The sequence below is a fragment of the Pseudonocardia sp. WMMC193 genome (genome assembly GCF_021728735.1).
In the GTDB taxonomy this organism is placed as follows: domain Bacteria; phylum Actinomycetota; class Actinomycetes; order Mycobacteriales; family Pseudonocardiaceae; genus Pseudonocardia; species Pseudonocardia oroxyli.
On record NZ_JAKKDO010000003.1, the window covers coordinates 5,516,973 to 5,531,044 of the forward strand.

At 70.9% G+C, this 14,072-nt stretch carries 9 protein-coding genes and 1 pseudogene; 9 read left to right on the forward strand and 1 reads right to left on the reverse strand.

The window, feature by feature from the left end; genetic code table 11:
• Position 1: 1 nt before the first annotated feature.
• The 7 genes from L3X23_RS28380 (at position 2) to L3X23_RS28410 (ending at position 9,433) form a co-directional block, all read left to right on the forward strand.
• The gene (locus tag L3X23_RS28380) at positions 2–1,813 is read left to right on the forward strand and encodes a proton-conducting transporter membrane subunit (protein WP_237195962.1); all 1,812 of its coding nucleotides are present in this window, start codon (positions 2–4) and stop codon (positions 1,811–1,813) included.
• A 7-nt stretch (positions 1,814–1,820) separates the two neighbouring features.
• Positions 1,821–3,326, forward strand: a complete 1,506-nt coding sequence (locus L3X23_RS28385; protein WP_237195964.1) for a NuoM family protein — start codon at positions 1,821–1,823, stop codon at positions 3,324–3,326.
• A 5-nt stretch (positions 3,327–3,331) separates the two neighbouring features.
• Positions 3,332–4,729 carry an NADH-quinone oxidoreductase subunit N gene (locus tag L3X23_RS28390; protein WP_237195966.1) on the forward strand — a complete coding sequence of 466 codons (1,398 nt, stop codon included), beginning with the start codon at positions 3,332–3,334 and terminating at the stop codon, positions 4,727–4,729.
• A gap of 1,223 nt (positions 4,730–5,952) precedes the next feature.
• Complete coding sequence (locus L3X23_RS28395; RefSeq protein ID WP_237195968.1) at positions 5,953–6,480, forward strand: hypothetical protein; 528 nt, start codon at positions 5,953–5,955, stop codon at positions 6,478–6,480.
• A 181-nt stretch (positions 6,481–6,661) separates the two neighbouring features.
• The gene (locus L3X23_RS28400; protein WP_237195970.1) at positions 6,662–8,053 is read left to right on the forward strand and encodes a multicopper oxidase family protein; all 1,392 of its coding nucleotides are present in this window, start codon (positions 6,662–6,664) and stop codon (positions 8,051–8,053) included.
• Between the two features lie 139 nt (positions 8,054–8,192).
• Positions 8,193–8,723, forward strand: a complete 531-nt coding sequence (locus L3X23_RS28405; protein ID WP_237195972.1) for a hypothetical protein — start codon at positions 8,193–8,195, stop codon at positions 8,721–8,723.
• 65 nt (positions 8,724–8,788) lie between these two features.
• Positions 8,789–9,433 carry a DUF305 domain-containing protein gene (locus tag L3X23_RS28410; protein ID WP_237195974.1) on the forward strand — a complete coding sequence of 215 codons (645 nt, stop codon included), beginning with the start codon at positions 8,789–8,791 and terminating at the stop codon, positions 9,431–9,433.
• A gap of 406 nt (positions 9,434–9,839) precedes the next feature.
• Here the strand turns inward: L3X23_RS28410 and L3X23_RS28415 are convergent, their stop codons facing one another.
• Positions 9,840–10,427, reverse strand: coding sequence for a hypothetical protein (locus tag L3X23_RS28415; RefSeq protein WP_237195976.1), 588 nt, complete (start codon positions 10,425–10,427; stop codon positions 9,840–9,842).
• 769 nt (positions 10,428–11,196) lie between these two features.
• Between L3X23_RS28415 and L3X23_RS28420 the strand changes: the two genes are divergently transcribed.
• Both L3X23_RS28420 and L3X23_RS28425 read left to right on the forward strand, forming a co-directional pair.
• Positions 11,197–12,306, forward strand: coding sequence for a PLP-dependent cysteine synthase family protein (locus tag L3X23_RS28420; RefSeq protein WP_237195978.1), 1,110 nt, complete (start codon positions 11,197–11,199; stop codon positions 12,304–12,306).
• Positions 12,303–13,592: pseudogene (locus L3X23_RS28425) on the forward strand (MFS transporter); the annotation flags it as partial. The gene L3X23_RS28420 and the pseudogene L3X23_RS28425, both read left to right, overlap by 4 nt.
• Between the last annotated feature and the right edge of the window lie 480 nt (positions 13,593–14,072).

The following is a 14,072-nucleotide window of genomic DNA, read 5'->3' on the forward strand; positions in this document are numbered from 1 at the left end:
CGTGCTGCTGTGGTGGATGTCCGGGGTCCCGCTGCTCGGCGGGGTGCTGCTGGTGGTCGTGGGCGTCGCGGCCCGCCCGCGGCCCGGGCTCGCGGTCGGGGCCGGCATCGGGCTGGCGGCGGCGGTGCTGGGGCTGGGGGTCGCGGCCGCGGTCACCCGCCCCACGGCCGCCGCGCCGCTGCTCACCGGGATGCCGGTGGGCCTGGCGGTCGACGGGCTGTCGGCGGTCCTCGTCGTCACGGTGGGGGCGGTGCTGCTCGCCGTCCTGGTCTTCGCCGCGGGGGAGCCGGACCTGCGGACCGGGCGGTTCGTGGGGACCCTGCTGGTCTTCGCCGGGGCCATGCTGGTCACGGTCACGGCGACGACGCTGCCCCCGCTGCTGATGGCGTGGGAGATCATGGGCGCGACGAGCTGGGCCCTGATCGGGTACCACCACCGTGACTCGGCTGCCGTCGGCGCGGCCCGGACGGCGTTCCTGACGACCCGGGCCGCGGATCTCGGTCTGTACGTCGCGGCGGGTGCGCTGCTCGCCGGTGGAGTCGAGGACCTGGCCCTGGACGGGACACCTGCGGGGGTGTGGCTGCACGTCGCGGTGGCCGGGATGGTCCTCGCGGCGCTGGGCAAGTCGGCCCAGCTCCCGTTCAGCTTCTGGCTCTCCGGCGCGATGCGCGGCCCGAGCCCGGTCTCGGCGCTGCTGCACTCGGCGACGATGGTCGCCGCCGGGGCGTACCTGCTGCTGCGGATCACACCGCAGCTCGCCGCGACCGGATGGGCGGGCCCACTGGTGGCCTGGGTGGGCGCCGCCACCGCGGTGCTGCTCGGGCTCGTCGCCGCCGCCCAGTCCGACCTCAAGCAGCTGCTGGCGGCCTCGACGTGCGCACAGATCGGGTACATGGTGCTGGCCGCCGGGGTCGGCGGGGTGTCCGGTGGGGCGCTGCAGCTCGTCGCCCACGCCGCGACCAAGAGCCTGTTGTTCCTCGCGGCCGGGGCCTGGCTGGTCGCGTTGGGCACCCGGGAGCTGGCCGGGCTGCGCGGAGCGGCGCGCCGGTTCCCGGCGCTGGGAGTGGTGTTCACCGTCGGGGCACTGTCCCTGGCCGGGGTGCCGCCGCTGTCGCTGTGGGTCGGCAAGGACGCCGTGCTCGCCGCGGCGGCGCACTCGCCTGCGCTCTACGGCGCCGGGCTGGCCGGGGCGGTCGTCGCCGCGGTGTACAGCGGCAGGGCGTTGTGGGTGGTGTGGCGGCGGCCCGGGCCGCCGGTGGGAGTGGAGAGGAAGGCGACCGGGCGGGTCGGCCTCGCGATGGTGCTGCCGGCGGCGGCGCTGGCGGTGCCCGCGGCACTCGTCGGGATCGCGGCGCTCGCGACCGGACGGGGCCCCGGCGTGGTCGAGCTGGTCGTCTCCGGGGGTCTCGCCGTCCTCGCGCTCGCCGTGACCTGGGCGGTGCTCGAGCAGAGGGACGCCGCGTCCGACCCGTCCGGCGCTCTCCTCGGCTGGCTGGGGCTCGAACAACTCGCGCACGCCCTCGTCGTCCGGCCGACGCTGGCCCTGGCCCGCGCTCTCGACCGGGTGGACGGAGGCCTGGACAGCGCGGTGGGCGGGCTCGCCCACGGGACCCGGCTGCTCTCCGGCCTGCTCGACCGGCGCGGCGAGCGCCTGATCGCCGGCTCGGTCGCCGCCGTCGCCGCCGGGTCGCAGACCCTGGCCCGCTGGGCCCGGCGGCCCCAGACCGGGCAGCTGCACCAGTACCTCGCCCAGCTGTCGGTCGGCGCCGCCGCACTGGCCGCGCTGGCCCTGCTCGTGATCGTCGTGAGGTGAGCGCCCCGTGCTGTCGTTGATCGTGTTCTGGCCCGCCCTCGTCGGGCTGGTGTTGCTGTGCCTGCCCGCCCGGCTGCCCGCTCGAGTGTTCGCGGGCGGCTGGATCGCGGCGGCCGTCGTCGACCTGGCCCTGGTCGTGGGGGTGTGGCTGTACCTGCCCACGACGGGCTACGGGTTCACCGAGCGGGTGCCCTGGATCCCGAGCGCGGGCATCTCCTACCACGTCGGGGTGGACGGGCTGTCGCTCCCGCTGCTCGCGCTGACGGCGGTGCTCTTCGGCGCCTGCGGGGTCTTCGCCCTGCGCGAGACCCGCCGGGCCAAGGCCCAGGCGGTGCTGTTCCTCGCGCTGTTCACCGTGAGCCTCGGGCTCTTCGCGGCGCTGGACCTGATCCTGTTCTTCCTGTTCTTCGACCTGTCGATCGTGCTGATGTATTTCGTCATCGCCGGCTGGGGGCACGGCGCGAAGGCGCGGGCGGCGGCGCTGCAGTTCTTCCTCTACACGTTCCTGGGCTCGCTGGCGCTGCTGCTCGGCTTCATCCTGCTGTTCCTCGCCGCCGAGCCGCACACCTTCGACATCCCGACGCTGGTCGAGGCGAACCCGCTGGCCGCGGGCGGGCCCTACGCCGCGCTGACGCTGCTGTCGCTCGGCGTGGGACTCGGGGTGAAGACCCCGGTGGTGCCGTTCCACACCTGGCTGCCGCCCGCCCACACCGAGGCACCGGCCACCGGCTCGGCGATCCTCGCCGGGGTGCTGCTGAAGATGGGCACCTACGGCTTCGTGCGGATCGCGATGCCACTGCTGCCGGCGGGCTGGCGGCAGTACGCCCTGGTCGTGGTGATCGTCGGGGTGGTGTCGGTCGTCTACGGCGCGCTGGTCGCGCTGGCCCAGACCGACCTGAAGCGCATGATCGCCTACACCTCGGTGAACCACATGGGCTACGTGCTGCTCGGGGTCGGCGCGGCGGGCCTCGTCACCGCCGGCGACGACCGCGCCCGCGAGCTCGCGGTCAGCGGCGCGGTCACCCAGATGGTGTCCCACGGCCTGATCACCGGGGCGCTGTTCCTGCTGACCGGGGTGCTGCGCGACCGCGGAGGGACCTACGACATGAGCGCCTACTCGGGCCTCGCCGCCCGGACACCGCGGTTCGCGGCGCTGTTCGCGGTGGCCGCGTTCGCCTCGCTCGGGCTGCCCGGGTTCTCCGGGTTCATCGCGGAGTTCCAGGTCTTCACCGGGGCCCTCGGGGTCGCCCCGGTCCCGACGGCGGTCGCGGTCACCGGGATCCTCGTGACCGCCGCCCTGTTCCTCGTCGCGCTGCAGCGGCTGTTCCTCGGGCCGCTGCGGCTGCCGGACGCGCCGGGCAGCCCCCGCCCCTTCGCGGACCTGCGGGTGAGCGAGGCCGTCGCGGTCCTCCCGCTGCTGCTGCTCGCGCTGGTGATCGGGATCCTGCCCCGCTTCCTGCTCGACGTGGTCGAACCGGCCGCCCGCGGCCTCGTGGAGGCGGTCGCGCGGTGACCGGGATGAACACCGGGATGAACGAGGACCCGCTCGCGCTGCTGCCCGAGCTGTTCCTGCTCGGCGGAGCCGTCGTGGGCCTGCTGCTGGGCTCGTGGCTGCCGCGCAGGCGCCAGGGTGCGGTGCGGTGGCTCGCGACCCTGGCGGCCGCGGCCGGGCTGCTCGCCACCCTCGCGCGGCCTGCGGCGGGGCCCGTCTTCGCAGACGCCTACCTGGTCGACACCGCGACGACCTCGGTGCGGGTCATCGTGCTCGTCGCGGTACCCGCCGTGCTCTGGCTCGCCGCCGACGCCGTGGCCGGGCACCGCCGGGAGACCGAGTTCGCGGTACTGGTGCAGCTCGGTGGTCTGGGCGCGGTCGTGCTGGCGGGTGCGAACGACCTGCTCCTGCTGTTCGCCGCGTTCCTCCTGGCCAGCGTGCCGCTCTACGCCCTGGTCGGCTGGGCCGCGGACGCGCGAGCCACCGAGGCGGCGATGAAGTACTACCTGACCGGCGCGTTCTCCGGGGTCGCGATGATCACCGGGATCGCACTGCTCTACGGCGCGGGCGGGGCCACGGGCTATCCCGCCCTGCGGGAGGGGCTCGCGGCGGGCCCGGCCGCGGTCGCCGGCGTCGGTGTGGTCGCGCTGCTGGTCGGGCTGGCTTTCAAGGCCGGCGCGGTGCCCGCGCAGTTCTGGGTCCCGGACGTCGTCGACGGCACCCCGGCGCCCGTCGCCGCCGTGGTCACCACCCTGCCCAAGATCGGGGCCCTCGTCGCGGCGTACCGGCTCGTCGTTCAGGCCCTGCCCGCCGGCGTCGTGCCCTGGCCGGTGCTACTCGCCGTGCTCGCCGCCGCGTCGATGACGCTCGGCAACCTCGCGGCCTTCACCCAGGACTCCCTGCAACGGCTGCTCGCCTACTCCACCGTGTCGCAGGTCGGGTACCTGCTCATGGCCGTGGCGGTGGCCGGGGTGCCGGAGGCGCTGCCGGGCCTGCTGTTCTACCTGGCGGGCTACGCCGTGACGAACGTCGGCGCCTTCGCCGTGCTCGCCGCCCTGCCCGGGCTGCGTGCCGTCGCCGACGCCCGTGGCCTCGCCCGCGCGCACCCCGTTCTGACCGGTGCCCTGGTGGTCTGCCTGCTGGGGCTGGTGGGAACCCCACCGACCGCGGTCTTCCTGGGCAAGCTGGCGCTGTTCACCGCCGCCGTCGACGGGGGGATGGCGTGGCTGACGGTCTTCGCCGTGGTCAACACGGTGGCCAGCGTCTTCTACTATCTGCGCTGGATCGCCGCGGCCTTTCGGACCGGGGAGGGTTCGGTGCGCCGCCTTGCGCGGCGACCCGCCGCCGTGGCCGTGGCCTCGGCTGTCGGGTCGGTGCTGCTCGGAGTGGCGGGCGGGCTCGTCCTACCGCTGCTCATTGGGTGATGCACAGCCACGCCGGCCCGATCACCCAGACTGCATGTACCGGCATGTCGTCAGGGGACGCCGCTCGACGACCCGGTGACCGAGCTCCGGCTCGGGTCGTGATGATGATCGACAGCCGCTCGCAGAACCTCGATGCAGCCGCCGACGGCGGCTTCGACGTCCTCAAACGCCACACACGTCGGTGACCGTCTGTCTCGGCGGAGCCGCGCGAGGGCATTCACGATTCGACCGGTCGTCGGCACCTGGTACTCGAGCTCACGCTGGACAGGCGTCACCTGGCGACTCGATGAACCGGTACTGATACGGCTCGATCGAGCTGCTGCTCGCTCGCATGCTGGAAGCCACCGCTGCGACCTCGCTCCGAAACTCGGTTCGTTCGCAGAAGCGGCGGGCGGGCCCACGACTCTGTGCATGGGCCCTGGGCCGGACCACCGAGACTTCGCTCCGAAGCACAGTCGGCGTCGATCACAAAGGGCAACCAATGGGCGCCGCCTCCCCATCGTCGGCGCGGTAACGGAACTCCGTGGGTGATCGATGCCCCACTGCGGCCGACGGCTCTCGGCGACACGAGGCGGCGTCGCAGGAAGGACGATGATGCTCGCCTCGTGCCCCTCGTCGTCCAGCGGCCGAACACTGTTCACGACGGCCGTCGCCGTGATCGTCCTGGTCGCCCATCTATTGGCCGGTTGCTGTGCCGAGTCGGAGGCGACCTCGGTCGACTGTCCGGCAGCCGCACCGGCTGCATCGCCACGGTCGGTCACGGTCCGAACCCAGGCATCAGATCCGCCGTGTGCAGACGCCACCTTCGAGCCGGTCGCAGTAGTGCTCGGCTCCGACGAAGTCGGCGCTCTGGTCGCACTGGTCGTGCTCGGTTTCGTCGCCGACCTGTCGTCCCACCCGCCCGCCACGACAGGCCGCCGACGCGGTGCGCCGCGAGCGCCGCCCTCGTACGCACGGCGACTAACCATCCTCTCCGTCCTGCGGACGTGACAGCCGCGCAGCCTTCCCGGCTGTGCTGCACCGTCACGCCTTCTGCAGAGGAGTCCCACCAGTCATGCGCTCACCACGTCCCGTCGTCGCGTCCGCCGCGGCGCGTCTCCGCTACAGGTCCTTAGTCGGGTGTAGCGCAGGTGCCCGTTTGACCTCTCCCAACCCAGGATGCACGTTGGAGCACTTCGGGGCTCCGACCCCCCGACGTGCCACGGTTGACTATCGTAGGGCTCATGGCAGACCACACGAGATCGGCGCAGCGGGCGGCTCCGCTGCTGCTGATCTTTGGTCTGCTGGTGATGCACGCGCTCGTCGCGTTCGCCCACGCGCCCGTCCACAGCGGGCAGCCCCTGCATCCCGCCATGTCCGCGGCTGTCTCGTTCGCGAAAGGGACCGACCCCCTCGACCTCGCGAGCCCTTCGGCGGACGCCGCCCAGCGTGACGGCGTGCCGGCGTCAGGCATGCTGGCCTCGCAAAGCTCGGTGGGCCATGTCCACCTCGAGGCGCCGAAGGGGTCCGTCAGCCCAGTCGACTCGGCAACGGCGGCCGATCGGACGTCCACCGATCCGATGACCGATCTCGGACACGCTTGCCTGGCGGTGCTCGCGACCGTCGCCATCGTGCTGGCAGCGCTGCTGGTGTGGTCGGGCGGCTCGAGCACGGACGCCTCCGCGCGCTTGGGCCGAGCTGTCGTCGGGCTGTTCCCACGCCCGCCGCCCACCTCGGTACGCCTCGCCCAGCTCTGCGTGCTGCGCAACTGATCGACCCGGTCCTCCCGGTTCGATCTCATCCGCATGCCCAAGGAGCAGCCCTTCCATGTCTTCTCACATCTCCCGCCGCCGGTTCCTGGCTCTCGCCGGCGCAGCCGGGACAGGCGCACTGATCAGTGCCTGCACGACAAGCAGCCCGTCGCCAGCTCTCGTTCGCGCCGGATCGCCCCGTGTGCTCGATCTGGAGCGAGCCAGGCAGTCCGCCGATCAGAAGATCGTCCCGGTCGCACTGGAAGCCCGGCCCGGTCCAATCGACCTTGGCGGTGTCACGGTCAACACCTGGAGCTATGGCGACGCCGTCCCGGGGCCGCAGATCCGCCTCCGCGCCGGCGACCTCCTCCGCGCCGACCTACGAAACTCGCTGCCACAGCCGACGAGCATCCACTGGCACGGCATCGCCCTACGCAACGACATGGACGGCGTTCCGGCCCTCACCCAGGACCCCATCGCCCCCGGCACGACTTTTCGCTACGAGTTCACCACCCCTGACCCCGGGACCTACATCTTCCATCCGCACGTCGGCACCCAGCTCGACCGGGGCCTGTATGGGGCCCTGATCGTCGAGGACCCGGCCGAGCCCGGCGACTACGACGATGAGCTCGTCGTCGTGTTCGACGACTGGGTCGACGGAACCGGCCGTGATCCCGACCAGGTCCTCGCCGATCTCAAGGCCAACGGCATGGGCGGCATGGGCGGCATGGGCGGTGACATGCAAGGCATGGAAGGGATGGAGGGCATGCAGATGCCCCAGTCCGAGGCGCTCGGCGGGGACGCCGGCGATGTCTCCTACCCCTACTACGTGGCCAACGGCAGGGTGAGCGCAGCGGCCCAGACGTTCGCGGGCAAGCCGGGGCAGCGAATCCGCCTGCGTATGATCAACATTGGCGGCGATACCGCGTTCCGGGTCGGAGTCCCCGGGGTCCCGATGACCGTCACCCACACCGACGGTTTCCCGGTGCGCCCCGTCTCGGCTCCCACCGTCCTACTCGGGATGGGCGAACGCGTCGACGCAGTCATCACCCTTCCTGACCAGAGCCTCCCGCTCGTGGGGATTGCAGAAGGCAAGGGCGGCGCGGCTCACGTCACGTTGAACGTCGGCCCGAGGTCCTCCACGACCGTGGACGCGGCCGTTGCCGATCTCGCTTCCCGGCCGACGGTTGCTGCCGTGGGGTTGGTGGCGGCCGAACAGGTCGTCCTGGCCGACAAGACACCGGATGTCGTTCATGACCTGGAAATCGCCGGCCCGGCGAACCGCTACACGTGGACGATCAACGGTCAGACCTACGACGCGTCTCGCGGCCTGCCGGTCTCGGAGGGGCAGCGGGTCCGGCTGCGCTTTGTCAACACGACCTCGATGTTCCATCCCATGCACCTGCACGGCCACACCTTCCAGGTGCGTAACGCCGCCGTCCCGGGCCCGCGCAAGGACACCGTGAACGTGCTGCCGAAGACCACCATCGAGGTTGACTTCGACGCCGACAACCCCGGCCAGTGGCTGACGCACTGCCACAACATCTATCACGGTGAGGCGGGCATGATGACCGTCGTCTCCTACGTCGGGTGATCCGGATGGAGGCCCAGCTGCAGCGCATCGTGCACGTGCCCTCCTCCGGCTACCCGACTCGCGCTCGCTCCGCTGTTGGCGGTTGTTGCAGGTGAGGGTCGGTGTGCTGCCGGACGAAGGGGTCGCTAGGGTCGTGGCCGTGAAGGCGGGAGGACGTGCGCAGTGGCGCTGGCTGTTCCTGCCGCTGCTCGTCGCCCTCGGCGTGATCGCGATGCATTCCGTCATGGCCTGCGGTCACGGGCAGTCCTCCCACGCCGGCGGGCTCGCACATTCGGGGATGCCGATGCCCGGTGCCAGCCCGACAGCGCAGGCGTACCACCAGGACGGCGCGTCGGACAGTGTCGGGGCGACAGCTGACCTTGCCCGGTCATCCGTCGATGAGGCGGCGGCCGACGCGGGGGCGGTCGACTCGGATCCTGGGCGAACTGCAGATGGCCCCGCCACGGCGCAGGACTCCAATCCCCTCGCGGCACTTCACACCCTGCTGCACCTGTGTCTGGCGGTCCTGATCAGCGGCTTGATGATTGCGGCGGCGTTCGTGGCTGCGGCCGGGCGCGCGTCCCTTCGTACTGCTCGCCCGGGCGGTGTCCATCTCGGCGTGGTGTGTGCGCGGGGACCTCCGCTAGGAACACCGGAACGCTTGTCTCGACTTTGCGTGATGCGGAACTGATCGGCCTCCAGCGCGGAAGAGCGCTGGCCACCGACTTCATCCGCATTGTTCAAGGAGTCCTCCTGATGTACCGCAAGCCCCTCCTCGGAATCGCCACAGCCGCCGCTGCTGCGGCACTACTCGCTGGCTGCGGCGGCGCTCAGCCTGCGTCTACCGCCGCGCCGAGCACCACGTCGGCGGCGCCATCGTCGGCGGCGGTGAGCGCCGAGCACAACGATGCCGATGTGTCCTTCGCGCAGGGGATGATCGTTCATCACACGCAGGCGATCGACATGGCCAAGCTCGCGGCCGATCGGGCCAGCAACGAGCAGGTCAAGCAGCTGGCCACGAAGATCGAACAGGCCCAGGGGCCGGAGATCGAGCAAATGCGCGGTTTCCTCGCTGCGTGGGGAGAGCCCGAAACCGGAGACGCCGGCATGTCCGGCTCGATGCCGGGCATGAATCACGGCGGCTCGGCCATGCCGAGCATGCCCAACATGTCGGGCGGGATGACAGACGCGCAGATGCAGCAGCTCGGACAGGCTTCGGGCACCGACTTCGATCGGATGTTCCTGCAGATGATGACCGAGCACCATAACGGCGCGATCCAGATGGCCCAGACCGAACTGACCAGTGGGCAGAACACGGAAGCGAAGGCCCTCGCCCAGAAGATCATCACCGACCAGCAGGCCGAGATCGGCGAGATGCAGAATCTCCTGTCGTCGCTGTAACGGCTGGTTCAGTCGCCGCGGCAGGGCCGCGGCTTCCTCGCGAAGCCGTCGGCCGCCGCCGGTGACCCCAGGTCGGCCCCGGTCGCCACGAGCCGTTGCCGTGGCGATCGGGGCTCGGTGAGCTCGGGTCGGGGGTATCGGCTCATGAGGCCATGCCTCTGCAGCAGAAGTGCTGACGCCACTTGACTGACCTGCACTGGACCGAAGACGAAATCAAGCGTTCGCTGTCGGGGCGGAAAGCTTGGACACCACTACCTCGCCGCTCGGCGGCGGCTCGCGCCCGAGATCGGCATCCGAACGACGGCTCCAGGCTCGGCCGAGGCTCGTCCTACCAGTCCGGTTGCTTCGGCCTCACTTCCGCGCAGCTGCCGCGTCGAGCCGCTCCAGCGGTCACCGCACACCCTGGTCAGGCTGAACGTCCGAGTCCGAGTCGACCAGTCTTCACCGTGCTTCGCGATTCCCAGAAAGGCGTCGATCGTCCGATGAGGACGACTGCAGCGACGACAAGCGTGGCCAAGCCCAGGCCCGGCTGGAGCGTGCCCCAGGTCGACATCGCGCCGGCGTCCCCCAGGAGGGCCACGGCGGCCTTGTTGCAGGACGGGCATCCCACTGCGAGCAGGGTGACCCCGGCGATGAGAACCGACCAGCGGACCGCCTGTCGGCGGCGCGCATCACTCGCGGTGCCGGACCAGAGCGCGCCGAGCAGCACGGCGGCGGTGATCAGCGCATAGTCCCACCAGCGCACGGGCGTCATTCGCGCGAAGATCGGATTCGGGACGACATCGCTGGGCAAGCCCGCACCCGCCGTGATGAGTAGGCCGGTCGTCACAGCACGGCCGAGCCTGAAGACCTGGACGAGATGCCCCTGCGCTTCGGGGATGCCGCCGACGATACGACCTTCGGCAACGCATCGGCCGGCCGTGTCTTGCTCGCCGCCAGGGTCGGCACGCACACGAAGCTGGCAGTCGGCGCGGTCGGTCGCCGCACGGGTCACGCTATCCCTCCCGAGTTGCATGGCTGGAGCCTCCTCCGGTCGCACGATAGAGCGTATCTACGGACTTGAATAGTAGTCCATGCAGCCTCGCTGCTCACTGGCTGATACGGTCCGGTCACTGTGAGCATCCGTCGACCCGGACCGGGGCCAGCGGGGGGAGGTCGCTGGGTCCCCCGCCCCCAGGCGATCCTGCTGCTGGCTCTGCTGGCGCTCGTGCTGCCCGCTCCAGCCTGCAGCGGTTCTGGTGTTGGTTCGATCGGCGACGGGCTTGACTCGTCCACCTCGCCGCCCGCGATGGCGTTGGCCGTCCCACCGGCGGAACACCCGCATGCCTCCTTTGTCCTGACGCTAGGTGCAGTCACGCCGTTCGCGGAGGCCGGCGCAATCTCGAGCCCGGCTCGCGACGTGGACGGGGACGGGGACGGCGAGAGGTCCTCAGGGACGAGTGATGATCATGGCAGCGTCCCTCGTTGCCACGATTCGCCCGAGCATCTAACAGCGGCCACACCGGCGCGGATCGCCGAGCGGACGGCGACAAACACGGGGCCGGCTGCACCGATGGGGCCGCCACCTGGCCTCACGCTTGACGAGGGTCGACCGAAACCTGTCTCCCGCACGGCCCAGCCCGTCGCCGGGCGGGCGCTGCTGCAGCTCGTGGCGGTGTCGCGGACCTAGAGCCGGGTCCGCGACGGCGTGTCTCGTCGCCTTTCGGCCGACACCGCTCCCTGCGGCGCACCCGCGTCGCCCTGTCTTCCGAGGTTCCGTCTGCATGATTACTGACATCGCTGCTGCGTCCACAGTCCGCCCAGCTGCGCATCATCACCGCTCACCCCGGCTCAGCGACGCCGTCGGCAACACGCCGGTGGTGTGGATCGACGCACCGTTCACCGGCGGCGGTCGCGGATTCTGGGCCAAGCTCGAGGGCGCCAATCCGGGGGGCATCAAGGACCGACCGGCACTGCACATGGTGCGATGTGCTCGCGAGCGCGGAGAGCTCCGCCCCGGGTGCCGCATCGTCGAATCCACCAGCGGCACCCTCGGGCTCGGTCTGGCCTTGGCCGGTATCGCGCACGGGCATCCGGTCACGTTGGTCAGCGACCCGGGTATGGAGCCGTTGATGTATCGGCTGCTGCGCGCGTACGGAGCGGACGTCGTCACCGTGGATCGTCCGGCCGAGGTCGGCGGCTGGCAGCAAGCTCGGCGCGACAAGGTTCAAGCTCTGCTCGCCGCCGAGCCGGGCGCCTGGTGCCCGGACCAGTACAGCAATCCCGACAACGTGGAGGCCTACCGGCCGATGGCGCACGAGCTGCGCCATCAGCTCGGCGAGATCGACACCCTGGTGTGTTCGGTCGGCACTGGCGGGCACTCGGCGGGGATCGCCCGGACGCTGCGCCAGTCCAGTCCGAGGTTGCGGGTGGTCGGCGTCGACACGGTCGGGTCGACGATCTTCGGGCAGCCGGCGGGGACGCGCCTGATGCGAGGACTGGGCTCGAGCATCCATCCGCGCAACGTCGACTATCAGGCATTCGACGAGGTCCACTGGGTTGCTCCCGCCGAGGCCGTGTGGTCGTGCCGGGCCATGGCCTCGGCCAGCTACGCGAGCGGGGGGTGGAGCGTGGGCGCCGTCGGCCTGGTCGCCGGGTGGCTGGCTCGCTCCTCAACCCCGGACACCCGGATCGCCGCGGTGTTTCCCGACGGTCCTCAACGCTACTTCGACACCGTCTACAACGACGAGTACTGCCGGAGCCATGGGCTCCTCGGCCAGGAGCCGGCCCTCGAACCGGATGAGCTGGCCCACCCGCACGAGCGGGTGGTGGACCGGTGGACCCGGTGCTCGACCGTGATCGACCCACGCGCCGGAGGCAGGACCCCCTCGTGATCAGGACCTTGAGCCAGTACCGGTCGTTCCCGCGCTCGGTCCAGCTGCTGTTGCTCAACCAGCTGACGATCAACGTCGGGTTCTACATGCTCATCCCGTACCTGGCCGATCATCTCTCGCAAGGTCTTGGGTTGGCGACGTGGCTGGTCGGGCTGATCCTGGGCGTGCGCAACTTCTCCCAGCAGGGCATGTTCCTCATCGGTGGCAGCCTGGCCGATCGGTACGGCTACAAGCCGCTGATCGTGGCCGGGTGCGCATTGCGCACAGCAGGGTTCGCGCTGCTCGGTCTGGTGGACAACGTGCCCGCGCTGATCGCTGCCTCCGCGGCCACCGGCTTCGCCGGGGCTCTGTTCAACCCGGCTGTGCGTGCCTATCTTGCGCAGGACTCAGGCGAACGCCGGGTCGAGGCGTTCGCGTTGTTCAGCGTCTTCTACCAGACCGGGATCCTGATCGGGCCCCTCGTCGGGCTGGCGCTGACCGGATTGGCGTTCTCGATCACCTGTCTGGTCGCTGCGGGTGTGTTCGCCCTGCTCACGATGCTGCAGTTGCGGGCTCTACCGGCACGACGCGGCGACGATCCGCAGCAGGGTGAGGACTCGACGGGCGGAGCGTCCGCCGTGCTCCGCCAGTGGGCCCAGGTCGCGTCGAGCCGAGGCTTCCTCCTGTTCTCCTTGGCCATGATCGGCTCGTACGTACTGTCGTTCCAGGTGTATCTCGCCCTGCCCCTGCAGGCCCGGGCGATCGCACTCGCGGCGGTGGACCCGACGGTCGTGGTGGCGGGCGTGTTCGCCGTGTCCGGGGGAGTCACGATCGCAGCCCAGATGGGTGTCACGGCATGGTGCCGGGCCCACTTGGGGCCGGGTCGGGCGCTCAGCCGGGGGTTACTCGTGCTTGCGCTTGCCTTCGTGCCGATCCTGCTGAGCGAACTCCTCCTGGGGGTGCTGCCGTCCCTCGCCCGCAGTACCGCCGGGCCAATCCTCGCCGCGGTGTGCCTACTGCTGGCGGCGGCCATCTTGGCTCTGGGAACGGCGGTGGTCTTCCCCTTCGAGATGGACACCATCGTGACGTTGTCCCACGGACGTCTGGTGGCCACGCACTACGGCCTTTACAACACCGTCTGCGGCGTTGGCATCCTTCTGGGCAATCTCGGCACGGGCTGGGCGCTCGACCTTGCCAGGAGCGCCGGAGCGGCAGCCGCGCCCTGGGCGGTCCTGATCATCATCGGGGTGTTCTCGGCGGCGGCGTTGGCGATGTTGCAACGGCGGGGGCTACTGACACCGCAGCCTGTACCGGCCGAGCCCTGCGACGCGCAACCCAGCAACAACGATATGGGCCGCCCGGAGACGCTTTCTGACGCCGGCGACCTCGGCAGTCGCACCGCGCACCTCGCGCCCGCTGCTCGCTACCTCGACGCACCGACCACCTCTCGCTACGGCGGCCCGTGGTTCCCGGAGGGCCTCACGCAACCTCTGCCCATTCGTTATGTCCCCGTTGCACCGCAGCCTGCTCAGCGCCTGTCCGTCCCCAGCCCAGCACTTCCTCAAGTCCCGCCCCGTGCTCATCCAGTGCTTCGAGCTCAGCCTCAGGGGGCATCGGCTGGGGGACGACCGGCCGGCTCGGCTCCGGGACGTTCGAGCTTCTCGGTGGAGCCGCTCAGCCGAGAGGGCGAGTCCAGGTTGGTGATCGCCGACGGGGGTGGCCCAGCCAGCGACACCGGCTTCGGGGGAGGCGCTTTCGGGTTCGAGGAAGACCGACGGCCGGCTGCC